The sequence below is a fragment of the Shewanella sp. HL-SH5 genome, from assembly GCF_051163755.1.
Lineage (GTDB): Bacteria > Pseudomonadota > Gammaproteobacteria > Enterobacterales > Shewanellaceae > Shewanella > Shewanella glacialimarina.
This window is the reverse complement of record NZ_CP195038.1, coordinates 2,126,499-2,152,838: the sequence shown is the minus strand read 5'-3', so window position 1 is coordinate 2,152,838 and position 26,340 is coordinate 2,126,499. Positions and strand designations below refer to the sequence as shown.

At 41.5% G+C, this 26,340-nt stretch carries 22 protein-coding genes; 12 read left to right on the top strand and 10 right to left on the bottom strand.

Annotation, left to right across the window (positions count from 1 at the left end):
- Positions 1–41 precede the first annotated feature (41 nt).
- Positions 42–272, bottom strand: a complete 231-nt coding sequence (locus tag ACRWQM_RS09405; protein ID WP_434929801.1) for a hypothetical protein — start codon at positions 270–272, stop codon at positions 42–44.
- A gap of 414 nt (positions 273–686) precedes the next feature.
- Between ACRWQM_RS09405 and ACRWQM_RS09400 the strand changes: the two genes are divergently transcribed.
- The 5 genes from ACRWQM_RS09400 (at position 687) to ACRWQM_RS09380 (ending at position 5,171) form a co-directional block, all read left to right on the top strand.
- Positions 687–2,477: a DUF885 domain-containing protein gene (locus ACRWQM_RS09400; protein WP_434929800.1), complete on the top strand. Its 1,791-nt coding sequence runs from the start codon at positions 687–689 to the stop codon at positions 2,475–2,477.
- A 168-nt stretch (positions 2,478–2,645) separates the two neighbouring features.
- A complete protein-coding gene (locus ACRWQM_RS09395) occupies positions 2,646–3,308 on the top strand; it encodes a response regulator transcription factor (RefSeq protein WP_434929799.1) in 663 nt (220 codons plus the stop codon).
- A 118-nt stretch (positions 3,309–3,426) separates the two neighbouring features.
- Positions 3,427–4,551, top strand: a complete 1,125-nt coding sequence (locus ACRWQM_RS09390; protein WP_434929798.1) for a M14 family metallopeptidase — start codon at positions 3,427–3,429, stop codon at positions 4,549–4,551.
- Positions 4,552–4,575: 24 nt separating this feature from the next.
- A complete protein-coding gene (locus ACRWQM_RS09385) occupies positions 4,576–4,893 on the top strand; it encodes a zinc ribbon domain-containing protein (protein ID WP_434926049.1) in 318 nt (105 codons plus the stop codon).
- Positions 4,890–5,171 (top strand): YeaC family protein, encoded by a 282-nt coding sequence (locus tag ACRWQM_RS09380; RefSeq protein ID WP_226409982.1) that lies wholly within the window; start codon positions 4,890–4,892, stop codon positions 5,169–5,171. Before ACRWQM_RS09385 ends, ACRWQM_RS09380 begins: the two co-directional genes overlap by 4 nt.
- 77 nt (positions 5,172–5,248) lie before the next feature.
- Here the strand turns inward: ACRWQM_RS09380 and ACRWQM_RS09375 are convergent, their stop codons facing one another.
- The 7 genes from ACRWQM_RS09375 to ACRWQM_RS09345 all read right to left on the bottom strand — a co-directional run bounded on the left by ACRWQM_RS09375 (position 5,249) and on the right by ACRWQM_RS09345 (position 15,326).
- The gene (locus ACRWQM_RS09375; RefSeq protein ID WP_434926050.1) at positions 5,249–5,770 is read right to left on the bottom strand and encodes a DUF1993 domain-containing protein; all 522 of its coding nucleotides are present in this window, start codon (positions 5,768–5,770) and stop codon (positions 5,249–5,251) included.
- A 111-nt stretch (positions 5,771–5,881) separates the two neighbouring features.
- Positions 5,882–6,028, bottom strand: coding sequence for a hypothetical protein (locus ACRWQM_RS09370; protein WP_434932059.1), 147 nt, complete (start codon positions 6,026–6,028; stop codon positions 5,882–5,884).
- A 29-nt stretch (positions 6,029–6,057) separates the two neighbouring features.
- Complete coding sequence (locus ACRWQM_RS09365) at positions 6,058–6,480, bottom strand: pentapeptide repeat-containing protein (RefSeq protein WP_434929797.1); 423 nt, start codon at positions 6,478–6,480, stop codon at positions 6,058–6,060.
- Positions 6,473–9,187 (bottom strand): bifunctional acetate--CoA ligase family protein/GNAT family N-acetyltransferase, encoded by a 2,715-nt coding sequence (locus ACRWQM_RS09360; protein WP_434929796.1) that lies wholly within the window; start codon positions 9,185–9,187, stop codon positions 6,473–6,475. Before ACRWQM_RS09360 ends, ACRWQM_RS09365 begins: the two co-directional genes overlap by 8 nt.
- Before the next feature lie 303 nt (positions 9,188–9,490).
- Positions 9,491–10,816 (bottom strand): IS4 family transposase, encoded by a 1,326-nt coding sequence (locus ACRWQM_RS09355; RefSeq protein WP_434926060.1) that lies wholly within the window; start codon positions 10,814–10,816, stop codon positions 9,491–9,493.
- Positions 10,817–10,950: 134 nt separating this feature from the next.
- A complete protein-coding gene (locus ACRWQM_RS09350) occupies positions 10,951–14,127 on the bottom strand; it encodes an efflux RND transporter permease subunit (protein WP_434929795.1) in 3,177 nt (1,058 codons plus the stop codon).
- Positions 14,128–14,129: 2 nt separating this feature from the next.
- Positions 14,130–15,326 carry an efflux RND transporter periplasmic adaptor subunit gene (locus ACRWQM_RS09345; RefSeq protein ID WP_434929794.1) on the bottom strand — a complete coding sequence of 399 codons (1,197 nt, stop codon included), beginning with the start codon at positions 15,324–15,326 and terminating at the stop codon, positions 14,130–14,132.
- 179 nt (positions 15,327–15,505) lie between these two features.
- On the opposite strand from ACRWQM_RS09345, the gene ACRWQM_RS09340 reads away from it, so the two are divergent.
- Entirely contained in the window at positions 15,506–16,135 is a 630-nt protein-coding gene (locus ACRWQM_RS09340; RefSeq protein WP_434929793.1) for a GNAT family N-acetyltransferase, read from the top strand.
- A 133-nt stretch (positions 16,136–16,268) separates the two neighbouring features.
- Here the strand turns inward: ACRWQM_RS09340 and trxB are convergent, their stop codons facing one another.
- Both trxB and msrA read right to left on the bottom strand, forming a co-directional pair.
- Entirely contained in the window at positions 16,269–17,222 is a 954-nt protein-coding gene (trxB, locus tag ACRWQM_RS09335; RefSeq protein ID WP_226409976.1) for a thioredoxin-disulfide reductase, read from the bottom strand.
- A 202-nt stretch (positions 17,223–17,424) separates the two neighbouring features.
- The gene (msrA, locus tag ACRWQM_RS09330; protein WP_226409975.1) at positions 17,425–17,904 is read right to left on the bottom strand and encodes a peptide-methionine (S)-S-oxide reductase MsrA; all 480 of its coding nucleotides are present in this window, start codon (positions 17,902–17,904) and stop codon (positions 17,425–17,427) included.
- A 203-nt stretch (positions 17,905–18,107) separates the two neighbouring features.
- Here msrA and astE point away from each other — a divergent pair, with 203 nt between their 5' ends.
- From astE to dauA, 6 genes are all read left to right on the top strand, one after another.
- Positions 18,108–19,151 (top strand): succinylglutamate desuccinylase, encoded by a 1,044-nt coding sequence (gene astE, locus ACRWQM_RS09325; RefSeq protein WP_434929792.1) that lies wholly within the window; start codon positions 18,108–18,110, stop codon positions 19,149–19,151.
- A gap of 166 nt (positions 19,152–19,317) precedes the next feature.
- Complete coding sequence (locus ACRWQM_RS09320; RefSeq protein ID WP_434926057.1) at positions 19,318–20,496, top strand: thiamine pyrophosphate-dependent dehydrogenase E1 component subunit alpha; 1,179 nt, start codon at positions 19,318–19,320, stop codon at positions 20,494–20,496.
- 3 nt (positions 20,497–20,499) lie between these two features.
- A complete protein-coding gene (locus ACRWQM_RS09315) occupies positions 20,500–21,477 on the top strand; it encodes an alpha-ketoacid dehydrogenase subunit beta (RefSeq protein ID WP_226409972.1) in 978 nt (325 codons plus the stop codon).
- An 8-nt stretch (positions 21,478–21,485) separates the two neighbouring features.
- Positions 21,486–23,084: a dihydrolipoyllysine-residue acetyltransferase gene (locus ACRWQM_RS09310; protein ID WP_434929791.1), complete on the top strand. Its 1,599-nt coding sequence runs from the start codon at positions 21,486–21,488 to the stop codon at positions 23,082–23,084.
- A 110-nt stretch (positions 23,085–23,194) separates the two neighbouring features.
- Positions 23,195–24,262, top strand: a complete 1,068-nt coding sequence (gene nadA, locus ACRWQM_RS09305; RefSeq protein ID WP_434929790.1) for a quinolinate synthase NadA — start codon at positions 23,195–23,197, stop codon at positions 24,260–24,262.
- Positions 24,263–24,571: 309 nt separating this feature from the next.
- Positions 24,572–26,299 (top strand): C4-dicarboxylic acid transporter DauA, encoded by a 1,728-nt coding sequence (dauA, locus tag ACRWQM_RS09300; RefSeq protein WP_434929789.1) that lies wholly within the window; start codon positions 24,572–24,574, stop codon positions 26,297–26,299.
- Positions 26,300–26,340: the final 41 nt, after the last annotated feature.

Below are 26,340 nucleotides of genomic sequence, written 5' to 3'. Positions count from 1 at the left end.
CGCGCAATAACAGATATGGGTTGTTATTGCGTGAGCCTTAGTTAAGCGTTATTGATCTTTTGTTTTAAGTCATATGAATCGTCTGTGACAACCCGCTCTAGAATTTCAACACGATCCCGCAGTGCACTCACTTCCTTCTGTAACGACTTATTATGGCTGTCATTTTCACTGGCAGCACGTATTTGTTGCTCTCTGAGTTTCATTATACTGACAATAAAGCTGCCTAGAATTGCAAGGATCGGAATAAGTAACGCTAAAGTAGCTGGGTTCATAATGCTTCCTAACTGATGTTGTTTGTATTCTTATATTGATTCTATTCAACCGTTTAAACCAGTGACATTTGTCACCAAAATGCGACTCATAAGCCTATCACAGTGATAAAATGGCTAAATCTCAGCTTACGGCTTTTGTTTAGGCACTATAGCCTCAAATCGGTCCGCGGTTAATGTTAAATGAATAAGTCACATGTAAGTCTATTGGCTTTGTAATTCAATCAATAATTGTGTGACAAGAAGTGTCAAAAGTACAAATTGTACTGCAAATAACATTGAAAAATGGTTAACTATTTGCAAAATATTCTAACCTTAAACGAGCACAAAAATGCACCTGAGTACTAATGAGTACAAACTAGTGGCATTAATCGTATTTAGGTTAATTAAACAATAATTACACAATAAAGGCATTATATGAAAAAGGCGTTAATTTCACTTTCAGTAGCGGCAGTGCTTACCGGACTTGTTGGCTGCCAAGACCCAGTCACTTCCAGTAATGCGTCCGCTGAGGCAGCGCAGAATTCAGTATCATCTCAACAAGCTACTCAATTATCGTTTGCTGATTTTTCACAGAGCTTTATTGACGATTTATGGCTTTTAGCACCAACCTGGGCAATGTACAACGGTAAGCATATTAACGATGGCTATCTTGATGTGCCTAACCAAGCAAGTCGTGACAAAACCCTCGCATTTGTAGCAAAACAAAAAGGTTTATTAAATACCTTTAATCAAGACACTTTATCTGCCAATGAACTGATTGATTATAAATTACTTGAAAATCTAGTGAATAAGTTTGAGTGGGAAGTAAACACATTCAAATCATGGCAATGGGATCCATCCAGTTATAATGTTGCTGGTGGCTTTGCACAAATCATTAATGAAGATTTTGCCCCATTAGATGAGCGCCTGATATCTGTTATTGCGCGTTTAGAAAGTGTGCCGGCTTATTATCAAGCTGCTAAAGATAATATCAACAACCCCACATTGGCACACACTCAATTAGCGATTCAACAAAACCGTGGCGCTTTTTCAGTACTTAATGACGATTTAGCTAACAAGGTTGCCCAGTCAGGCTTAAATGCTGAACAAAAAGCCATGTTTACCAGTCGCTTCAATAGCGCAAAACAAGCTATAAATACTTACATCGATTGGTTAACCGTTCTAGAAACAGACTTACAAGCCAATGGCAGCCGTGACTTTAGAATTGGTGAAGACTTGTATGAACAAAAGTTTGCTTTAGATATTCAAGCCGGTATGACAGCGAAACAACTGTATGATAAAGCCGTTGAAGATAAGAATCGTGTTCAAGTAGAAATGGCCAAAATCACTACTGATATTTGGGCAAAACATATTGATACTGCAAAGCCTGCGGATGACAAATTGGCCATCAGACAACTTATTGATGTGTTGTCATCAAAGCATGTGAAACGTGAAGACTTTGTCGATGATGTACGCAAACAAATTCCAGAGTTAGTTAAGTTTGTTAATGATAAGCAACTCATTACCCTTGATCCTAAAAAGCCATTAGTCGTGCGTGAAACGCCTGAATATATGCGTGGCTTTGCTGGCGCGTCAATTAGTGCGCCTGGGCCATATGAAAAGGGCAGTAATACTTATTATAACGTGACCCCCCTTGATGATATGACTGATGAGTCTGCCGAAAGCTATTTACGTGAATATAATCACTGGATTTTACAGGTGCTTAATATCCACGAAGCGATCCCTGGTCATTACACCCAGCTTGTATATTCAAATCAATCACCTAGTTTAGTTAAAAGCTTATTTGGTAATGGTGCAATGGTTGAAGGCTGGGCGGTTTATACAGAACGTATGATGCTTGAAGAGGGTTATGGTAATTTTGAGCCTGAAATGTGGTTAATGTACTACAAGTGGAATTTACGCGTTATTGCTAACACTATTTTAGATTACAGCATTCAAGTTAAAGGCATGGGCGAGCAAGATGCTATTGCGCTAATGGAGAATGAAGCTTTCCAGCAGCGCGCTGAAGCGGAAGGGAAGTGGCGTCGTGCGACATTAAGCCAGGTGCAGTTAACCAGTTATTATTCAGGTTACCGTGAAATTTATGACTTCAGAGAAGAGTTAAAAGCTGAAAAAGGGGCTGATTTTGATTTAAAACAATTCCATGAACAGTTTTTAAGCTACGGTAGCGCACCGGTGAAGTACATACGCCAGTTGATGAAATAACAGATAACCAAACCAGCAACCAACGACAAAAGCCTGAGTGTTCAGGCTTTTTTGTTTTTCAAAAAAGTAATAAAGATCTCATTTTCAATCCATTTTAACGTAAAAAGTAGATTAACCATACTCGGCATGTTAATCTTAATGCAAATAATTATCATTTGTGGTGTGTTTGTGAAAAGAATATTATTGATCGATCAACAACTCGAAATAGGTTTTGATCTAGGCGCACAATTAACTGAAATTGGTTATCAGGTCATTGTGGTTAATAATGCATTCCAAGCGCTAGTTAATATAGAAACTCAGCTATTTGATGCTGTATTAGTTGATTTGTCAGTGCCTAAAATGGAATCATTTTGGCTACTTATGGCCAGAAAATGTTCTACACCTATCATTACACTTGCAAGTGATAATGATGATTTTGAAAGAATTAACGCACTAGAGCTGGGTGCAGATGATTACTTATCAAAACCTTTTAATCTGCGTGAGTTACAATTAAGGCTCAACGTTATAAAGCGGCGAAGTAATCTTGGCAATAATGCTGAAAAGCAAACAATGATTCATTTTGATGATCCAAGTTACTCATTAAACTGTAATGGCAATAAAATCACCTTAACCAATACCGAATATCGGCTATTTAAATATCTTTATGAGCGCCAAGGTGAGGTGGTAACCAAACAAGAGTTGCAGTTACGTGTGCTGCATAAACCATTAGGTAAATTTGACCGTAATTTAGATATGCATATTAGTAATACCCGTAGAAAACTAGCGAGTCGCAATTTACCCCGTGATTTGATCAATACAGTCAGAGGTCAAGGCTATAGCTTTAGTTTTTAACGGTTCCCACTAATAGCGGTATTTGGTAAACTGTGCCGATAAAAATGAGTCTACTTACATCAATAATATCTTTTACTTGTAGACAAAATGAGACAGCAACTTACTAAAGGATACCCTAATGCGGATCAGTGCAAATTTTGATGGCGGTAATATTGAAGTGATTAACATCGATAATCACGATGATATTCAGCTTGCTATAAGACCAGATTTCGGTGGTGAGTTTTATCAGTGGTTTAACTTTCGTTTAGAAGGTTCTGTTGGTCAAACTTACACCATGCACATCAATAATGCCGGCACAGCATCTTACCCTAAAGGCTGGGAAGATTACCAAGCAGTGGCAAGTTATGACCGTCAACATTGGTTCCGCCTGCCCACATCGTATCAAGATGGTAAATTAACTATTACAGTCGATTTAGATTGTGAGGCTATTCAAATTGCTTACTTTGCACCCTATAGCTATGAACGTCATTTAGACTTCATTAGTGAAGTACAGTTACACCCATCAGTGAGTCTAGAACACTTAGGGCTGACCCTTGATGGTCGTGATATGACCTTGTTAAAAATTGGTGATGATGACGAAGACAAAAAAAGTATTTGGATTACCGCAAGACAACATCCCGGCGAAACTATGGCAGAATGGCTCGTTGAAGGTTTGGTGAGTCAGTTATTAGATGGCGACAATCCTAATTCCAAGTCTCTGCTAGATAAAGCTAATTTCTATATTGTACCCAATATGAATCCAGATGGCAGCGTACGTGGTCATTTACGCACCAACGCCGTTGGCACTAACCTTAACCGTGAATGGCAAACACCAAGTTTAGAAAAAAGCCCTGAAGTGTTTTATGTCGTCAATAAGATGAAAGAAACCGGTGTTGATCTATTTTATGATGTCCATGGTGACGAAGGTCTACCTTATGTGTTTGTCGCGGGCTGTGAAGGTGTGCCTCACTACACAGATAAAATGGCGCAACTTCAAAGTAAGTTTGTGTCTTCGCTGCAACTTGCTAGCGCTGATTTCCAAACACAATATGGTTATGCAAAAGATGAACCCGGTAAAGCGAATTTAACCGTAGGTTCAAATTGGGTTGCGAATACGTTTAAGTGTTTATCCAACACCTTAGAAATGCCATTTAAAGACAATGCTAACTTATCTGATCCATTTGTGGGTTGGTCGCCAGAGCGTAGTATTTATCTAGGTGAAGCGTCACTATTAGCAATGTTAGCAGTAGTAGATGAACTGTAAATAGTAACATAAGGGTTTTTATTTATGGCCTTAATTGAATGTCCTAAATGTCAAAAACGCATTTCTAGCAAGGCTAAGGAATGTCAGCACTGTAAAGTGAGCTTGGCAGGAAGTACTGAGTCATTAACTAAAATCAGTCATATTCAGCAATCGAATAAATTGATGAATCACAGTTTGATTTTTTTATCACTGTTCATTGCTGGGGCAGTAGCTTGGTTTTGGGGAGGGGAGCAAGCACAAGGTTTACAAGCTATTGTGGCTGTTTCTTGTTTTGTTGTTGGTTTTGTAGGTTATTTTATTACCCGAGTAAGACTCGTGTTACACAAACGGAAATCAGTATGAATGATATCAATAAAGTCATTGATGAAATGCCAGAAGAAGTTTACCACAGATTAGTGTCAGCCACTGAACTGGGTAAGTGGGAAGATGGTACGGTTTTGTCTGAAGCTCAACGTGAATCAACACTACAAGTCGTTATGCTTTATCAAGCGCGCAAGCTGAAGCAGACTGACCACTTCACTATTGGTGCTGGTGGGGCGATTAATGAATTGTCTAAAACTGAATTGAAAAAGCAGTTTAAAGGTGAAGCCATCGCTGAGTTTAAAGAACCAGAAATGTAGTCGTGTTTGCGATTTATCTGTGATAAAAAATGCGAGCAATAAGCTCGCATTTTTTATCGATTGAGATCACTACCGACTTAAAGTATTGGTGCTTTGTAAGGCATGGCGCCCAAATAGTCTTTCTTACCCACTTCTACACCATTATGACGCAATATGGCGTACGCCGTGGTGATGTGAAAGTACAGGTTAGGAATAGCGTGTTCAATGGCAAATTCATAACCGGTAAGATATTTACCTTCCCAGCGCGGTTGAGAGATATGAATGGTAGCAGCGTGTGCAAAATCAGCCTCACTAAAACCATCCAAATATTCAAGTACTGAAGTAATGCGTAAACGGAGTTCTGCTAGCGTCGTTTCGCTGTCGTCATGTTTTGGCGCAGAGTCTAATTTACCTGTTAATCTAGCGACGCCAATTTTAGCTGTGTCGCAGGCGATTTGTACTTGGCGGATCAAGTTAAACTGATCAGCAGCTAAACGAGAGTTCAATAACACTGCGATATCAACACGTTTAAGTGCGGCGAATGCTTCACCTTTATCAAGAACATGGTTTAAGTTGTTAAGCATTTTACTAAATTGTACTACGGTTAAATCGTATAGCATGGAGGCATCCTCAATGAAAGCTGCAAACTGGCAGCATATAGGTTGTTAGTGATAACACAAAAGCAGGTAAAGCCGTTAAAGTTTTTCATTTAAAATCAATATTTCAAATCATTAGTCGACTAATTCAATTCCCAAACTGTCTAATAAACTTAAGGCCTCATATCGTGAGAACTTGGCCTGTTTAAGGGTATTTTCAAGTACATTAATATTGAAGTTAGTAGACTCAGCAAAGTCAGCTTTTTGTAGATTGGTACGCATAAATAAACTGTGGCTAAAATCACAATAGGTCATGCATGAGTGGGTAAAGTCGCCCCCCTAAAGTCAACGTCATGGACTTTACATTCTTCTAAGATAAGGCCATGCAAGGTTAATCCAAAAAAGGAGCTGTCATTGATAATACAGCGAATAAAAGATAACTCAGGGTTAACAGTAAATTTGGGCCAATTGGCTTTTGTCCAATTAATGCCGATCATTTTACATTCTATAAAACTCACTTCTAGAAATTGCGAGTAATCTACTTTTGCCAAACTGAAGTTACAGTGATTAAAATGACAGTTAATAAATTTACAATGGGCAAAGGTGGTAGAATCAAAATCGCAAGCGCTAAACTCACATTGTTCAAACTCTGCCCCAGAGATAAGTCGGGATCCGATAACTAACTCATTAAAAGCTTGATTATAGTATTGTTGATTATCCTGTATTTTAATCACTTTTATCTCTACTTTTTGGCTCGAAAGGCATATGCATTTTTATTAAATGTTCTTCCATATCAAACGAGACTTGAAAGCCGAGAGATTTGGCTAAATTGGCCATGTTACGGTTTTCAAACATGGTAAACCCGGTCAATACCGGAGTGTTATTATTGCGATAATAGTGGATTAATTTTTCCAATAACCGCTTACCTAAACCAATACCTTGGTAGTCACTGCGAACGGCCATAGCAAATTCAGCTTCTGTGTTGTCGGGGTCGGTAGAGGCTCTTACCGCGCCTAAGGTTAACTCCTGGCCATCGGCCAATATTGTGGTGGCAATAAAGGCCATTTCACGGGAGTAGTCTATTTGAGTGAGTACTGCCATTTCTTCATGGGTCATTTTAGAGCGCACACCAAAGTAGCGTTTATAGCGATCTTCTTCAGATAATGAATTATCAAAGTCCATATGTTTAGGTTCATCCTCAGGCAGAATAGGTCTCAACATGACTTTCAAACCATTTTTTAGGATCAGGGTTTCTTCTAATTCTTTAGGGTAGGGCAAAATAGCCAGGCGATTACTTGTGTCATAATCCAGCGGATGTAAACGCATATCTACATCGAGTAAAGTAATATTGTCACCCGCGGCTAGCACAGGATTGAGATCCAGTTCGGCAATTTCAGGGCAGTCGATAATTAAGTGTGATATTTGGGTTAGCATCACACATAGCGCATTCATATTCAGCCCAAGCGGTAGGTGTCTATCGCGTAGTTTGTTGGCTTTTAACGCTTGGATCACCATATAGCGTGCTAACGCCATATTTAACGGTGGTAATGCTACCGCAGCATCTTGGGTTGGGTCCCACAGTGTGCCACTCTCTCCTAAGCAAATTGCTGGCCCAAATACAGGGTCGTTGATCACTGATACGCGAATTTCCTGTGCCCCTGAGGTTAAGGCCATTTTCTGGATGACTAATCCTTCAATATGTGCACTAGGATTAATTTGATGAACCCGATCTATTATTGAATGAGCAGCCTGGCTCACTTCCTCTGCGCTGGTTAAATTAAGCATGACCCCGTGAACATCTGACTTATATTGTAAATCAGGTGATTGCACTTTTAAGGCAACCGGGTAACCAGCAGCGTCCGCCGTAGCAACTGCATCTTCAATATCACTGACAAACCAGGTATCAATAGTATTCAGGCCATAGGCTTTTAATATATTACTGACTTGATAGGTACCGAGCACTAACTGGTTACGTTGCTGTGCTGCTTGTAACAGCTTTCTGGCTGTTACGCTGTCTGTCGGAATATTGTCAGGGATAGATTGTGGCACTTCCTGGAGTAATTTTTGATTACGACGATATTCCACCATATGCATAAAGGCGCGCACAGCCCCTTCAGGTGTGCGATAAGTTGGAATGCTGGCTTTGTTGAATTTTTTCCTCGCAAGATATGCTGAGTCTTCACCGCTCCAGTTGGTTAAAATGTTGACTCTATTTTTACGTGGATGCTGCTGATAAGTATCAATAACATTTTGTGCAATTAATTCACTTTGTTGTAAAACCGACGGTGAATGCAGGATTAAAATAGCATCAATATTATCTTCATCCATTAGCCGTTTAAGGGTATCACCATAACGATTTGCATTAGCGTCACCGACCATATCAATAGGGTTTTGTTTCGACCAGGTGCTAGGTAGTTGCTGATGCAAATCGTTAATCAACTCTGGTGACAGTTGTGCTAATTTACCGCCTTTAATAATCAGTTCATCAGCGGCAAGTACCGCAGGGCCGCCGCCATTACTCATAATTGCAAGGCGTTCGCCTTTTAACACACTGGCATGCGCTAAACTTTCCACTGCGGCAAACAGTTCTATAAGGTCATTAACACGCAACATACCTGCACGCTTAAACGCGGCTTCAAATACCGCATCATTGCCCTGTACACCACCTGTGTGGATCATGGCGGCTTTTGAACCTTCATGGGTTCTGCCTGATTTAATCACGAATATAGGTTTATTACGTGATGCTGCCCGAGCGGCAGATAAGAATCGGCGTTTATCATTAATTGAATCGATATAAAGCATGATAGCTGAGGTTTTACTGTCTCGGCCGAGGTAATCCAGTAATTCATCAAAATCAATATCTGAGCCATCACCGAGTGAAATAAACGATGAAAATCCAATGTCTTTGTTGTTTGCCCAGTCTAAAACTGTGGTACAAATTGCCGATGATTGCGATACAAAAGCCACTTTACCTTGTTTGGCACTGGCGTGGGCTAAACTGGCATTTAGGCCAATAGTGGGTAGGATCATGCCTAGACTATTGGGGCCAAGAATACGCATGCCGTAACGTTTTGCATGTTGCAGGGTAAGATGTAATAAATTTTGGCCTTGTTCATCAAAGGTATCTGCCATGCCACTGGCCATAATGATGGCCGCTTGACAGCCAAATTGGGCTAAACGTTCAACTATTGCTGGTACTCGGTGAGCGGCGGTGCAGATAATTGCCAAGTCTGGTTTTACCGGCAAGGCTTCAATACTTGGATAGGCCAATACGCCCATTACCGCAGTATATTTTGGGGTGACAGGCATTATTGGGCCAGAAAAGCCCCCGGATAATAAATTGCGCATCACGGCGCGGCCAGCCCGGGTAGGAGAGTCAGAAGCGCCAATTACAGCCACTGATGTCGGCTTGAACAATGCAAGAATACTTCGTTGACTCATTTAATGCTCCCTTTAAAATCCAACGCGTTAGCTTTGTAAGCATATATCGTGATGAGATAAGCTGTTAACTAGTGATGTATGTCCACCTATCTACCATATTAAGACAGGCTGGGACATTAATTACTCTTTGTTGTTTTGTCGTATAAAACCCACAACCTAGAATAACACTTCAATCGCAGTCATTATGTGAGTTAATCTTATAACAGGCACAAATCATATTCTATTTGTAGTTATTTTTATGCTAATCATTATAGGCGTAACATTGAACGATAAAAATGCCAGCATATGCTTAACACCATTCAGTTAAGAGTTTCTTCTCTTAACTGGATAGCGGGTTTTGTTAATTCGAACGGTCCTACTTTTGGGCCGTTTTCGTTTTTTGGGCAAGATAAATTGCTTAACGTTTTCCCTCATTGCTTTGAGCTTTTTAGGGATTGTTCCTGGCGATGCAATTGCGCACCACATCAACTCATCCTGTATATAGCGCATCGCCATTACAAAGCTAATCCGTAATGGTGACACTTCTGCCTCTTTAGCGATTTGGCTTATTTCAACTCGGATCAAGTTGTACGCTATCAGTAATCCCCAAATCTCCTGATAAATGCCTTCAACTGTCTGACTTCTTAATAAAATACTCTCATCAAGTTGATATTGCTTGATTTCTCCATAGCCATTTTCTATCTCCCAGCGTTCGAAATAGACATCTAATATATCTTGAGAGGAGTATTTGCTTCTATTGGTTAATGAACTCAGCACACCTGTAATATGATTGCCCTGGGATTTTTCTTGATAGGTCACTAGTCTCGCATGCCACTTTTCAGGTAGCTCTGGGTTCTTTTTTCTCGCTTGTGGTGATACTGGCATCTCAACTAGATAATCGTTGTCAGCGTATTGCTCGATGACTTCAAAGCGTGTATTACTTTTGAGTGGTGTAAGCCAATGGCTATTCTGGTTGGCTCCCCACCAACTTGTCATAAGATCTGCACTAAAGTAACAACTATCAAAAATAGTGAGAGAATTAGCTGGAACTGATCCAATTAGCTCTCGAGCATAACTAATTTCCCCTTTACTACACGGACCAAATTTTACATTTCTTATCATACGACTTCGTAATGACATGAGTGCGCATAAGCGGGCTACTGGGTATACGGACTGCTTCCTATGCTGATTACTGATATAGCCAAAATGCTCTGAATTCTCGGTATTTTCTGCACATCTAAATGTCGTTCCATCAACAGAAAATAACTGAAGACCATGCCATGTATCTTGGCTGTCTTCCCTATGACACCAGTGTTTAGAAGTGATATCAAAAAGGGCTTTAAGGGGAGCGGCTGTCAGTCGCTGTCTAGCTTGCGGGATAGCACTTGGTGCAACGGTTTCTCCCAACTTATCAACTAACGTTAAGTCGAGCTTGGAGACGACTTCAGCGATGGAACGATTTCGGTAGAGGCCAATTCCAACGATGAGCCAAACGACTAATTCTGCTGGAAGTTTTCTGCGCCTAATACTTGCTTTGTTGGTTAGCTCCAAAGCTTGTTCAATCCATTCCAACGGCAATTCTTTTTGAAAGATAGATAGTTCTTCGGGGGCGACAAGTAATTCAGTATCAATAAGCCAGTTAGACAACATAAAAAATGACTCCGTTCAAAAGAAGGAGCCATTTTCGTAGGATCATTTTTGCTGTCAACCGATCAGTTTCTTAACTGATCGGTGTTAAGCATATGCTGGCATTTTTATTTTAATAAACCACTCAAACCTACACGTTAAGTGGATGCCTGATGAGTATTTTTCTCCGGTACATAAATACCAATTAGTTTGCGCATCATGCTTTTACTGTCTTCAATCGCAATATACAAACAAGGTATTAAACATAAAGTGACCACGGTCGCAAACAAGACACCAAATGCTAGTGACACCGCCATTGGTATTACCATTTGAGCCTGCATACTGGTTTCAGCCATAATAGGCACCAAGCCAATAAAAGTGGTTAATGATGTCAGCATAATGGCTCTAAAGCGTCTACAGCCCGCATTTAATACTGCCAACTTCATTGGCACCCCTTGTATTCGCGATTTATTGACATAATCCACCATCACCAGACTGTCGTTAACTACAACCCCTGCTGCGGCAATAATACCAAATACTGACAGGGCACTTAAGTCTATATCTAAGATGATATGTCCTAAAACCGAGCCAATCACACCAAATGGGATCACCGACATGATCATGATAGGTTGTAAATACGAGCGCAGTGGAATAGCAAGTAAGCTGTAAATCACCAGCAAAGAGATAATAAAGTCACGGGTTTGCGTGTCTGCACTGTCTAATTGCTCTTGAATACTGCCAGAGACTTCACTTTTTACTCGTGGATATTTAGCCAATAGTTCAGGGATAAAATTATCCCGTATATCTTTGGCTAACTTGAATGGCTCAGCTTGCTCTGCGTCCACAGAAGCCCAAACGTTAATAGTCCGGTTACCGTTTTCACGTCGAATACTGTTCACACCTTGTACCACTGAAATTTCAGCGACTTCCGATAGTGGAAGCTCTGCACCTTGGCTGGTTTTAATTAATACATCCTGTACTAACGCAATAGAGTTACGTTGCTCTTCAGGGTAACGAAGCATGACTTTAATTTCTTCGCCGTTGCGAATAATACGTTGTGCTTCTAATCCATAAAAACTGTTACCGACCTGACCCGCAATATTGGCTAAGCTCAGTCCTAAACTGTGGGCCAGTGGCTTTAGTTCAAATTGCACTTCTTTAGCACTTGATTGTCGGCTGTCATTGATGTCGCTCACACCTTTTAGTGAGGCAAGCTTGTCTCTTAGTGCAAGGGAGGCTGCCACTAGTTGTGATTCATCTTTACCTTCTAGGCGGAAACTAATATCGCCATCTTCTCGGCCACCACCAAATAAACTGTCTTGTATAGTGAAGGATTTGACCCCAGGAATAAGCGGCATGGCTTGACGCCATAGCTCAGCCACTTCAAAGGTATTGATAGGACGTATACTTGGGTCGACTAATTTAGTCATAATTTCTGCGCTAGTACGACCGCGAAGATCTATCTGCATTTCTGCAATCATGCCTTGACCATAGGTTTTAACCAGTTCTTTATCGACATTATACAAGGTAGATTCAATGGCTAATGCGGCTTCAAGAGTGGCTTTTTCGGATGCATCGACATTCATTTCCACTTTAACACGTGGAAAATCGTGAGGAATTTTAGGTTGACCGATAAAGCGGACTAAGCCACCAGCATATAAGCCAACACAGATCAGGATTAAGCTAATAAACACCATTATCACGGTATAGCGGTACTTAACCGCCACTTCTAAGCTCGGGCGGTAAACGGTTTCAATAAACCAGCTTAGGCCAGTATCAACGTGCGATTGCACATAGTTAACCCCATTGCGTAACCAATCCAATGGATTTTTAGACCCTGGCTGAACCACTTTAGGCTTTTTCATATGGGCTAAATGCGAAGGTAAAATCAGTTTTGATTCAACCAGAGAGAAAAACAAACATAAAATAACAACATAACCAATAGCTTGACCAAAGGCACTTGAAGGACCGTTGTCTAAGGTTATCGGTAAAAATGCGGCAATTGTGGTTAATACACCAAATGTGGCAGGCATAGCTACGCGCTGTACACCGCGAATAACGTTCTCTACATTTTGACCATTTTCTTGACACTCTGTGTGGGCACTTTCACCCATTACAATGGCATCGTCGACTACTATCCCTAGCACTAAAATAAAGGCAAATAAGCTGATCACGTTAATGGTGACGTCGATAAACGACAGCGGCATAAAGAGCAGCGTACCTAAGAAACAAACAGGTAAACCCATCATGACCCAAAAGGCGAGACGCACACGTAAAAATAACGCTAACATTAAAAACACCAGCACTGCACCGGTTTTCATGCTGTCTAGCATCAAGTCTAAACGACCTTCTAAGTAATAGGTCATATCTACCCAAGGCTCAAAATTGACACCAGTGGGAAGAGATTTCTGTTTCTTTTCTACATAGGTACGGATAGTTTCAGCGACATCGGTAATACTTTGATTACGCGCAGCACCAATAAAGAAAGTGACTGAGTTTTTACCATTAAACTTAGAGTACTGAATACCATCTTCAAAACCATCGGTGACGGTTGCGACATCACCGACTAATACGGTAGTGCCATCCTCTAGTGTGAGCAGTGGTAAATCTTCAAACTCATAACCGACATACGCCTGGTTTTCTACTCGTAGATTAATATAGCCGTTTTCCGCTTTGATTTGTCCCGCTGACATATTGCGAGAATATCCGCGTACCGCTTCTGCTACATCATTAAAGCTTAGGCCGAATTCACGCAAACGATCTTTACTGACTTCGATACTAATTTCATACGCCAAACCACCATAGTATTCGGTGATATTAACCCCTGGCAGTTGCATCATCTCTTGATGAATACGCTCACCTAAATCTTTTAACTGACGTTGCTCTAAATCGCCATATAAACTGAGGTACATGACTTCTTGACGTATTTTAATTTGTTCTACTTTTGGCGGTTCCATGCCAGCAGGGAAGGTAGAGATTGAGTCAATTTCAGACTTAACTTCCTCCAACACTACCTGTGGATCATACTCATCTTCAATTTGAAAATAGCCATTCGCCATGTTTCTATTTGAATAAGTGATAATTCTTTTAAGGCCTTGAACCCGCTCAAGTGCTTGTTCAATTTTAACCGTAATGCCTTCCTCAACTTCCTGTGGTGCCGTGCCTGAATAAACTGCGCTGAATTCAATCCAGTTAATTTCTACCGCAGGGAAAAACTGTTTACGGATAGAGTTGGCGGTGAGTAAACCACCGATGATGATAATGATCATTAACAGGTTAGCTGCAACAGAGTTACGCGCAAACCAGGCAATTAGCCCCTTATTGGTGTCCTCCATAATTAATCCTCACTATCCATTGCTAATTCAGTGCTTTGTGCTGCTTCAGCTTGGGTCTCTTTTTGCAGTATCCTGTCTTCTGGCAGTGCTAGCTTCATGCCTTCAATAGGATAATCTAATGCTGAGGTAATCAATTTCATGCCATTTTCAAGACCATCAGAAATAACCACTTTAGAGCCTTCTTGACGCAGCATAGTGACATCTATGTAACGTAATAATTTTTCATCGTCCATAATAGCAACTTGACCGTTAACAATCAGGTGACGAGGAACAATGGTCACTTCTCCAGCGCTTGCACCGCTAATATTGGCGGTAACATAAGTGCCATATCGTAATTCGCGCTTGTCGGCTTTTAATCCATAGGGATCAACAATTTCAGCGACTAAGTAGGTCATACGGCTTTTACTGTCTACAACGCCTTCGCTGCGAACGATTTTACCGATCCATTCTTGTTTACTGCCGGCAAAGTTACCAACTAGTTCAACAGTGGCATTAACGCCTTTGGCTTCAAGGTATTGAATTTCTTTATCTGCTAGCGGTAAGCGGACTTCTGCAATGTCAGTACTTAATAGTGCCCCGACAGGTGTGCCCTTGCTAACATAAGAGCCTAAACCCACTTCTCGGCTAGAGACTAATGAATCATATGGAGCGCGGATAACCGTTCGTTCAAGATTTCGTTGTGCGCGATGTAAGCCCGCTTCTGCACTTTTTAATTTTGCTATTTCTTGTGCTAATTGCGGTTTACGTAGACTTAAATCTGTCGGCGTTCCGTTACTAATTTGAGCCCATTCTTTTTCAGCCACTTTCACGTTAGCGCGCTCTTGTACCAAGGCTGCTTTTGCGGAAGCAATACTAGCCTGAGCATCTAATAAATCGGCTTCATAGTCACTGGCATCAATTTTAGCTAAAATATCGCCAGCTTTAACAAATCCACCTTTGACAAATGAATCAGATAAATAGGTTATTTCACCCATTACCTGTGACACTAAATTGGTATTATATTTCGGATTAACTACACCATATGACGATACGTTAAACATCATTGGCTGAAATTGGATCTCTTCGACTGAAACCAAAGGAGTGGTATCCAGTGCAGGTTTTTCTTCAGGCGGCTTTTTTAAAGCTGAAATCCCTGCTAATGCGCCAATACCCAGTCCTAAGACAACTATGGGTAATATAATCTGTTTTTTTGTCGCCACGACTCTTCCTCAATTTATCTGATTATTTTTATGTAATGATTGTTGTCAGTTTTATCTTTTTAGCCTGGTTGCAGTTTCGTTTCCAAGCATATTTAAGGTTATATTAATCTATATGTTGTTTGTGTGTTATTTCAATGTGTAAACTTGTGTGTCAATAAGCGAATAAATACGAGATATTAATGGAAAATGATCACGCTTGTCAGCCTATCACCGCCGAATCGGTACCTACTGTTATTGAAACTGCGCGTCTGAGCTTGATACAAATGTCTTTAAATGAACAAGACTTACTGTTTGAGCTTGATCAAGATGAAGCCGTGATGCGTTACATTAATGGTGGGCGTAAAACAACCATGGAAGACATTGAACAACGCTTTATGCCCAGACTACGCCGCTATCATAATCCCCTAAAAGGATATGGTTTATGGAAGGTTATTGCTAAAGCCGCATTTGTTACTACTGAGAGCAACAGAGTTACAGAAGAGCGGGCTGGGCAGTTTTTAGGTTGGATTTTAGTGAGGCCGATGTTCTTTTTTACTGATAATCCTCATTTACATGACATTGAGCTCGGCTGGCGTTTTAAGCAATCTACCTGGGGAAAGGGCATCGCCACTGAGGCGGCCAAGGCAGTTGCTGATCTAGTTACTAATCATACCGAAGTCACTTCATTGAGTGCGATAGCCGATGAAGATAATACTGGCTCAATTAATATTATGAAAAAGTTGGGCATGACCTTTGATAAAAAACAAGCTCATCCTGATGTTCCTAACAATCAGCAGGTGGTTTTTTATCGTCTTTCGCTTAACAAATAGCCGCGATGTAGTACCTCAGCGAACGTAAGATTATTATCCTCACTGACAAGGGTCTACATACAAAAATGCCAATCTTGCGATTGGCATTTTTAATTGTGCCCTTTAATCCAAGGATCAAAGCGAACAGAAATGATTACTTAAGTGCGTCTAGGTAGCGTTCTGCATCTAATGCAGCCATACAGCCTGTACCAGCAGAAGTAATAGCTTGACGATAATGTTGGTCCATCACATCACCACAGGCATAAATACCTTCAATACTGGTTTGGGTCGCATTACCCTGTAAACCACTGTTCACTTGTAAGTAACCGTGATTCATTTCTAATTGACCGGCAAAAATACCAGTATTAGGACTATGACCAATGGCAATAAATACGCCAGCGACTTCTAAGTCAGTGATTGAACCGTCTTTGGTACTTTTTTTCTTCAGGCCGGTTACACCCATGTTGTCACCAACCACTTCTTCTAGAGTTTCATCTAAGTGGAGAATGATATTGCCGTTAGCCACTTTATCCATTAAACGATTAATTAAGATTTTTTCAGAGCGGAAGCTGTCACGACGGTGAATAAGGTGAACTTCTGAGGCGATATTACTTAAATACAGCGCTTCTTCAACCGCAGTATTACCACCACCTACTACAGCAACTTTCTGGTTGCGATAGAAAAAACCGTCACAGGTAGCACAAGCTGATACGCCACGGCCCATAAAGGCTTCTTCTGATGGTAAGCCTAGATATTTAGCTGATGCACCGGTGGCAATAATTAATGCGTCACAGGTGTATTCGCCATTGTCGCCTTTCAAGCGAAATGGACGTTCAGTTAAAGTCACTTCGTTGATGTGATCGAAAAGAATTTCAGTATCAAACTTTTCAGCATGCTTTTGCATACGTTCCATTAGTGCAGGACCGGTTAAGTCATCAGCATCGCCTGGCCAGTTTTCAACTTCAGTTGTCGTGGTTAATTGACCACCTTGTTGCATACCTGTGATCATGACAGGTTTTAGGTTGGCACGCGCTGCATATACTGCAGCGGTATAACCCGCTGGGCCTGAACCTAAAATCAATAGGTTACTATGACGAGCTTCACTCATGTTAATTCTCCGATTAGATACGATACATTGCGCAATAAAAAAAGTGCAATCAATAAAAATGCAATTAGGCAGGATTGTAGGGAATTTAGCAAAGCGGGTAAAGGGTGCGGTTATGATTGATAATCGATTGAGGCAATCTAATCTGTCAATAAATGGTGTCAGTGATGTATTAATCAACAGACACCTTGCTATTGTCAGGTCATTAATATGCGATATGACACGAAGGCAGATTATTTTTTTCTAAATAATTTTGATGATAATCTTCAGCGATATGAAAAGTTTGTAAAGGCACTATTTCAGTCACTATATGGCGTTGTCCCCAACGGCCACTACGTGCAAAGGCCAACTTAGACGCTTCAGCCTCAGCTTTTTGCTGCTTGTCATGGAAGAAAATCGTACTGCGATATTGGTTACCGATATCACCACCTTGCATATTCAGTTGTGTCGGGTTGTGATTTTGCCAAAAAACAGTTAACAAATCATCATAGCTCACCACAGCAGGATCGAATTCAACTTGAACGACTTCAGCATGACCGGTTGAGCCAGTTTTAACTTCTTTATAGGTTGTTGCAGTATCTTTTCCGCCCATATACCCACAGGTAGCATTACTTACGCCGTTAATTTCACGAAAAAAGTATTCAACACCCCAAAAACAACCCGCACCAAAAGTTGCTAACGCCATGACAAACCCTTACAAAAGTTTTAATAGAAGTCTAGATGGCTATAATTGTGTTCAAGTTTAACCATTATTGCAAGCATTGATTCGTCTTTAACTGCAGTTTAGTGGCGATCAATTTCATTTTGTTTGGCTTGTGGTAGAATTAGACGTAGGAAATACAAGCAAACTGTCCAGATTTGCATAATAAAAACAACAAGGAGCTTAAATTGACTTTACCGCTTATGGATACCAGAGATTTTCTAGCTTTTACTTTAGCAAGCCCGCTCTCACTACCACAGCAGTACCATTTTCATTTAGGGGACCACACTCAGGTTGATATCCTTGATACCGGTGTGATTGTATTTACCCCGTTAACTGCAACTGCCACTGCTAAAAAAGATATTGTACTGTCGTGTGCTGTGCATGGTAATGAAACCGCACCGATTGAGATTTGTAATCAACTGATTAAGTCGTTATTGAGTGAAACTATTATTACTCAACATCGTATATTGTTTTTAATTGGCAATCCTTCGGCAATACTCAATAAAACCCGTTTTCTAGAAGAGAATATGAACCGTTTATTTAGCGGTGCCCATTCAAAAGGACAGGGGTTAGTTAATGCTGAGCGTATTCGTGCCAAAGCTTTAGAAAAGTATGTGGCCGACTTTTTCAATAATGGCGTATCAGGTAGTCAGCGTATTCATTACGATTTGCATACAGCGATACGCCCATCAAAACATGAAAAATTTGCTATTTATCCATACCGCCCAGGTCGAGCATTTAGTGGTGAGCAAATGATGTTTTTGGCTGCATGTGGCGTTGACACCATATTGTTTCACCATGAGCCCACAACCACATTCAGCTATTACTCTTCTGAGTACTTCAAGGCCGATGCGTTTACGGTTGAGTTGGGTAAAGTGATGCCATTTGGCGAAAACGATATGACTCGTTTTGAAGATACCCACAAAATGTTAACGGCGTTAATTACCCAAGATGTGGTCAAGTTGCCAGACTATAATTCAGCATCATTGAATTTATACAAAGTATCGCGTTCAATTAATAAAAGTGCTGACGATTTTGCTTTCAGCTTTGCTAATGATGCACCCAATTTTAGCCAATTTAACCAAGGTGAAATCCTTGCAATAGAGGCAGGCACTGAGATAAAAGTGCAACAAGAAGTCGAGGCGATAGTGTTTCCTAATGCTAAAGTACCTATAGGTCAACGAACCGTATTGTGCCTAGTACCTGCACCAAATGAAGATGTACAGTAGGCTACTGAGTTAGCGTAAAGCAAATTATACAATTTAACAGACTAAGAATTCATTAATGGCCTGGCTAAACTATTGTATGGAAGTTTACGTTAACGTAATGTTTGTCGGCAAACTATAATTAGACTGCTACTCTTGAGGTAGCATCTCACAAGAACAAGAGCACATTATGAGCAACGCACCACTGAGCAACGAAACAGTGCATCGTGTCAGCTTTCTCGACAAGGCGTCATTGCACATTCCCATTTTGCGTGTTTTACAGGCAGATGGCACCACTTACGAAAACGCAGTGTTACCCGTTATCGATCAAGATTTAGCGGCGAAAATCTATGACACTTGCATATTTACCCGAGTTTTAGATGAACGTATGTTAGGTGCACAGCGCCAGGGGCGTATTAGCTTTTATATGACCTGTACCGGTGAAGAGGCGGCCATTATTGGTAGTGTTGCTGCGTTAGACCAAGGTGATGTGATTTTAGCTCAGTACCGTGAGCATGCTGCACTGCGTTATCGTGGTTTTACCACTGAACAATTTATGAATCAGATGTTCAGTAATGAAAAAGATTTGGGTAAAGGCCGTCAAATGCCAATCCACTATGGTAGTAAAGCGCTTAATTACCATACTATTTCATCTCCTTTAGCCACTCAAATACCGCAAGCTACTGGCGTTGCATATGCGCAAAAGCTAAAAGGCGAGCGTAATGTCACTATTTGTTATTTTGGCGAAGGTGCAGCATCAGAAGGTGACTTCCATGCAGGCTTAAATATGGCCGCGGTGTTAAAAGCCCCAGTCATCTTTTTCTGCCGTAACAATGGCTATGCTATTTCAACCCCAACAGAAGAGCAATTCGCGGGTAACGGTATTGCCAGTCGCGGTGTAGGTTATGGCATGCATACTATTCGTGTTGATGGTAATGATATGTTGGCTGTACTGGCTGCAACACAGCAAGCGCGTGCTTATGCATTAGAGCACAATGCACCAGTATTAATTGAAGCCATGACGTATCGTCTTGGTGCGCATTCATCATCAGATGATCCATCGGGATATCGCTCTAAAGATGAAGAAGCAAAATGGCAACAACATGACCCGGTAAAACGCTTCAAGCTATGGTTAATCAATAAAGGTTGGATTAACGAAGCTGATGACAGTAAAGCTCACGAAAAATACCGTGAAGAAGTGCTTGCTGCGGTGAAAGTCGCCGAGAAGATACCTGTACCTCGATTAGATGAAATTATTGAAGATGTGTTAGATCAACCAACTGCAGTGCTGAAAAAGCAGCTTAAAGAGTTGAAAGAACACATCAATAAATATCCTAAAGCCTATCCAAAAAGTGCAGGGAGACTATAAGCCGTGGCTCAAATGAATATGTTACACGCCATCAATGAGGCGTTATCAATTGCCATGAAAGCCGATGAGCGCATGGTAGTTTTTGGGGAAGATGTTGGCCACTTCGGTGGTGTTTTTCGAGCAACTTCTGGATTACAAGAGCAGTTTGGTCGTGATCGCTGCTTTAATACACCACTAACCGAACAAGGTATTGCGGGTTTTGCTAACGGTTTAGCTGCACACGGCATGACCGCGGTAGCTGAGATCCAGTTTGCAGATTATATTTTTCCAGCGTTCGATCAAATCGTCAATGAAACGGCTAAATTCCGTTATCGCAGTGGTAATGAGTTTAATGTGGGTGGATTAACCTTCCGTACACCTTATGGTGGTGGTATTGCTGGTGGTCATTATCACTCCCAGTCTCCAGAAGCGTACTTTACCCAAACTCCGGGATTAAAAGTGGTTATACCGCGTAATCCTGAGCAAGCTAAAGGATTATTGTTAGCCTCAATCCGCGATCCAAATCCAGTGATTTTCTTCGAGCCAAAGCGTTTATATCGCGCATCGGTCGGCGAAGTGCCTGAAGGCGATTATATTATCGAACTTGGCAAAGCTGACGTGGTTAAGCAGGGCACAGATGTGACTGTTCTAGCTTGGGGCGCTCAGGTTGAAATCGTTGAGAAAGCCTGTGCTATGGCTGCTAAAGAAGGTATTTCATGCGAAATTATCGATTTACGTACCTTAGCACCTTGGGATATCGATACTGTGGCTAAGTCGGTTAAGAAAACAGGCCGCTTAGTTATAAACCATGAAGCACCATTAACCGGTGGTTTTGCGGGTGAAATCGCGGCGACGATTCAACAGGAATGTTTCTTACATTTAGAGTCTCCGATCAATCGAGTCTGTGGTTTAGATACACCTTATCCACTTATTCATGAAAAAGAATATATGCCAGATGAGCTGAAAACATTTGAAGCCATCAAAACCACAATGGCATTTTAGGAGTGGGCATGATTAAAGATTTTATTTTACCCGACATTGGTGAAGGCGTTGTTGAATGCGAGTTGGTGGATTGGTTAGTTGCCGAAGGTGACACTGTAGTAGAAGACCAACCGATAGCTGATGTGATGACCGACAAAGCGTTAGTGCAAATACCGGCTCCTAACGCTGGGGTGATCACTAAGCTGTACTATGCCAAAGGCGAGATAGCGATAGTACATGCGCCTTTATATTCAGTCAGATTAGCTGATGATACAGATATAGACACAGTTGAAGCTGCACCTTTACTGCAAGAAACAACAACCAATATTGTTTCAAGTGCAAATGCATCAGGCACAACAATTGAAGACTTTTTATTGCCTGATATTGGTGAAGGCATTGTTGAATGTGAATTAGTTGATTGGTTAGTTGCAGAAGGTGAAATGGTTGTTGAAGATCAACCCATTGCTGATGTGATGACAGATAAAGCGCTAGTACAAATACCAGCAATGAAAGCCGGTAAAATTGTGAAGCATTATTACCGTAAAGGTCAGTTAGCTAAAGTGCATTCACCTTTGTTTGCCATTGAAGTGGAAAGTGAGTTTGTTAGCGCGGTTTCTAGTAGTGAACCTGCTCAACAAAATACTCATCAAGCGTTGAATGCAAACCAAAGCGTTTCTATTGAACCCGTTAGTCAAGGTAAAGCATTAGCCAGTCCCGCTGTACGTCGTTTAGCGCGTAGCTTAGACATTAACATTGCGCAGGTACAAGGTTCTGGTAAGCATGGCCGTGTATACAAAGAAGATGTAGAACGTCATCAACAAGGCGGAGTTGTTAAGTCTGCGCCAGTGCCAGCGGTTAACGCTTTGACATCAGCACCTTCAGCGACAGTTTCTAGCTCTGTTAATACAGCAACTATTAATACAGCAGATCGTGTCGAGCCAATTAAAGGCGTTAAAGCCATTATGGCGCGAATGATGGTTGAATCTGTATCGACTATTCCTCATTTTACCTATTGTGAAGAGTTTGATTTAACTGAGCTGGTCGCATTACGTGAAACAATGAAGCAGCGCTATTCAACTGATGAAGTTAAGCTCACCATGATGCCTTTCTTTATGAAAGCCATGTCTTTAGCCTTAACTCAGTTCCCGATTTTGAATAGCCAAGTCAATGCCGATTGTACTGAGTTAACCTATAAATCTCGCCATAACATTGGGATGGCGGTTGATTCAAAAGTGGGTTTGTTGGTACCAAACGTCAAGGACGTACAGTTAAAATCTATTTTAGATATTGCTGCTGAAATTACCCGTTTGACCACAGATGCAAGAAGTGGCCGAGTATCACCTGCTGATTTGAAAGAAGGTACAATTTCTATTTCAAATATCGGTGCATTAGGTGGCACAGTCGCAACGCCTATTATTAACAAACCTGAAGTCGCTATAGTGGCATTAGGTAAGTTACAAGTATTGCCACGTTTTAATGCCAAAGGTGAAGTTGAGGCGCGTAAGATCATGCAAGTCAGTTGGTCTGGCGACCACCGTGTGATTGATGGCGGCACCATTGCGAGATTCTGTAACTTGTGGAAGCACTATTTAGAGCAGCCACAAGAGATGTTAATGGCTATGCGCTAGTCAGCATGTACAGAATAAATGCTAAATTGATAAAGGACGCGTAATGCGTCCTTTTGTTTTAGGGTGAGTTTTCGTATAATTCGCCCAAGATTCACACTATTGGAACCGTTATGAGCTTGTCGGCACCCCAAATCGAAACGATTAATTATCCATTTCCGCCTAAACCCGCAGTCTTATCTGCTTCAGAGAAGCTTGCTTATAAGGCACGCATTAAGCAATTACTGATTGATCACAATGCGGTTCTCGTTGCCCATTATTATACCGACCCTGAAATTCAAGCCTTGGCTGAAGAAACCGGTGGTTGTGTATCTGACTCATTAGAAATGGCTCGTTTTGGTCGTGATCATCCTGCGAAAACATTAATTGTCGCAGGGGTCAAATTTATGGGTGAAACCGCTAAAATTTTAAGCCCAGAAAAAACCATTTTAATGCCAACGTTAGAAGCAACCTGTTCATTAGATTTAGGTTGCCCTATTGAGCAGTTTAATAGCTTTTGTGATGCGCATCCTGATCATACAGTAGTGGTTTATGCTAATACCTCTGCGGCCGTTAAAGCCCGTGCAGATTGGGTTGTCACCTCAAGTATTGCATTAGAAATTGTCGAGCACTTAGATAGCCAAGATAAAAAAATAATTTGGGCACCAGACCGTCATCTAGGCGCTTATATTAATAAGCAAACCGGCGCCGATATGCTGTTATGGCTGGGCGATTGTATTGTGCATGATGAGTTTCAAGCCAATGCATTACGCGAACTTAAAAAGCAGCACCCAACGGCTGCAATCCTGGTTCATCCTGAGTCACCTGCTAGCGTAGTTGAACTTGCCGATGCTGTCGGGTCTACCAGTCAGTTAATCAAAGCTGCGCAAACAATGGCAAATGATAAGTTTATCGTCGCAACCGATCGCGGTATTTTTTATAAAATGCAGCAAGCGGCTCCCGGAAAAATATTACTCGAAGCCCCAACTGGCGGTAATGGCGCAACCTGCAAAAGCTGCGCACATTGCCCCTGGATGGCGATGAATGGCCTGCAAGCCATTGAAGCCTCGTTATCTGATATGGATAAAACAGACCACGAGATTTTTGTCGATGATGAACTACGCATAAAAGCATTAATTCCACTGACACGCATGCTAGATTTTGCCAAAGAATTGAACATGAAAGTGAAGGGTAACGCGTAAGCGTTAAGCTTGTTGTGAAGATAAAATAAAAAGCCGACATCATGTCGGCTTTTTTGTTTAGTCAGTAAAGCTGACAGCTCTGCTCATTATAATGATAGTGAATTCACCCAGGAAAAGGTTAGATAATTCAGAGAGTATTTACACGGTAAATTAACCACATTGGTACCAGATCTACTCGAGTTACCATCCATTATCACCTTACTATAATAAAGTTATCATCAGGTGATAATTTAATTCGATTGTACTGTAAGGTGATCGGTCTATAATGAGGAGTATCTTGACGCCGTACCAGGTTATGGGATCGCCGCAATGAAATACCGAACACATTTATTTTCTCTTCGTATCGGGCATGCACTGCGAGAGTCTTTAAAAGACGCTCCCTATAATGCCAATACATTCACTAAAGATTTATTAGCCGGCTTAACCGTAGGCATTATTGCTATTCCATTAGCAATGGCGCTTGCGATTGCCATTGGTGTCGCACCGCAATACGGGTTGTATACTGCCATTATTGCTGGGTTTGTTATTCCGCTCACCGGTGGCTCACGTTATAGCGTGTCTGGCCCTACCGCCGCGTTTGTGGTGATCCTCTATCCCATAGTGCATCAATATGGTCTGTCTGGTTTATTGCTGGCCAGCCTGTTATCCGGACTAATGTTGATTATCATGGCATTGTTTCGCTTAGGGCGTTATATCCAATATATTCCCGAATCAGTCACCTTAGGGTTTACGGGTGGTATTGCTGTGGTGATTGCAGTGCTACAAGTTAAGGACTTTTTTGGTCTAACTATTACCGAGATGCCAGAAAGTTTTGTCGGTAAAGTAGCTACCTTAGTTCAAGAAATTCCTGGGTTTTCTGGGCCAACATTGCTGGTGGGATTAAGCACCTTAGTGGTGTTTATTTTGTGGCCAAAACTCAAGTTGGCTGTGCCAGCACATCTGCCTGCTGTGGTTGTGGCGAGTATAGTGGCGCTGGTACTAAATCAACTTGGTTTTCATGTGGCGACCATTGGTTCTACGTTCAGTTTCACCCTAGCCGATGGCTCTATCGGTGCAGGTATTCCCTCTATGTTGCCCGATTTTGAATGGCCTTGGCTTCGCGCGCAAACGGGTGAAGTGCCATTGGTACTCACTTGGCAATTAGCCAGTGACCTATTGTCTGCCGCCTTTGCTATCGCCATGTTAGGCGCCATTGAATCGCTACTGTGTGCAGTGGTGTTAGACGGCATGTCAGGTAAAAAACACAGCGCCAATAGCGAATTACTTGGTCAAGGTATCGGTAATATTATCGCGCCATTTTTTGGCGGTATTACCGCAACCGCTGCCATTGCTCGTTCGGCGGCTAACTATAAGTCGGGGGCGGTAAGCCCAATCGCGGCCATGATCCATGCGCTGGTGGTGTTAGTGTCTTTATTATCGCTCAGCACTGTTTTAGCTTATATCCCCATGGCGGGCATGTCGGCGCTGCTTATTATGGTGGCATGGAACATGAGTGAAGCGCCTAAGATTGTCCATCTTGTTAAAAAAGCCCCTGCCAGTGAAATACTGGTGTTGATGGTGTGCTTGTTACTGACCATATTTTTTGACATGGTGATTGCGATCAGTGCTGGGATCATTTTGGCGTCGTTATTATTCATGAAACAAGTGGCCGACATGACCAAGGTGCAAGACATTAGCGAGCAGAAAAAGCACGTGCATGTTGAGTTACCGCCACGTTGGAAAGTGTTTAAAATTAATGGGCCATTATTTTTTGCTGCCGCCGACAGTGTGTTTGGTGAGTTGGCGCATTTGAGTGGCGACCAGGATGGGGTGATATTGTATTTTGACGGGGTATCGCTTTTAGATTCTGGTGGTGTCTCGGCGCTGTATAAGTTTATTGATAAATGTCAGCGTGATAATACTCGAGTATTGTTGGCAGATTTTCAATTTCAGCCACTTAAAACCTTAGCTAAAGCAGGCTTTAAGCCTGACGGCGTGCAGTGCGTGACGTATTCAACCTTGGCTAGTGCGCTGGATGATGTGGTGGCGGGAGCGTAAAAACACCATAAAGGCTGACAAACCAGTATGGTGTTTTCGAT